This is a genomic window from Aquibacillus sediminis (assembly GCF_005870085.1).
GTDB classification, from domain to species: Bacteria; Bacillota; Bacilli; order Bacillales; family Amphibacillaceae; genus Aquibacillus_E; species Aquibacillus_E sediminis.
Genome location: NZ_SZNM01000080.1, coordinates 1 through 533, shown reverse-complemented (window position 1 = coordinate 533; position 533 = coordinate 1). Strand labels below are relative to the sequence as shown.

Sequence of the window (533 nt, the reverse complement as noted above, 5' to 3'; positions counted from 1 at the left end):
GGTATGGGAAAGGGTTTCTTTCATGGCTTCGATAACGTGTTCTTTTCCTAGCTTTGCCACCCAGGTTTTGATTTCGCGTTTAATAAACTTGGGGATGTTACCACCGCCAAAGTTGTCTTGATAAAATGCAACAGCGTCAACAGGAGGAGCTGTTGTTGTTTGTACGTTTTTGTTTTCTTTTTGTCTTGTATTGTTTTGTTTAAATAATGGGATCGGTTTGTGGTTCACCTTGTGGTCATCTTTGTGGCTCACACTTTCGTTTTCAGTAATCGGACTGTTCGTAGATTCCGCATACTCATCTGTGATCGTTGGATAATCTGCTTGAAATTCTATTTCATCTACGTCGATGAGCGCGCTTTCTTTTGTGGTATCAACCGTTACAAATTGTCTATCAACATCATTACCGCTAGGGAACACAAGACTTACCATCTGATAGATAGCGGATTGATTACCAGTTCTTGAACGGAAGTCGATATAGCCTTTTTGCTTCAGTTCGGCTCTTGCACGTTTAAAGGTGCCATCTTTTAATCTTG

The 533-nt window shown here is 40.7% G+C and carries 1 pseudogene; it reads right to left on the bottom strand.

The features are described from left to right. Positions 1-533: pseudogene (locus FCI53_RS21635) on the bottom strand (hypothetical protein); the annotation flags it as partial.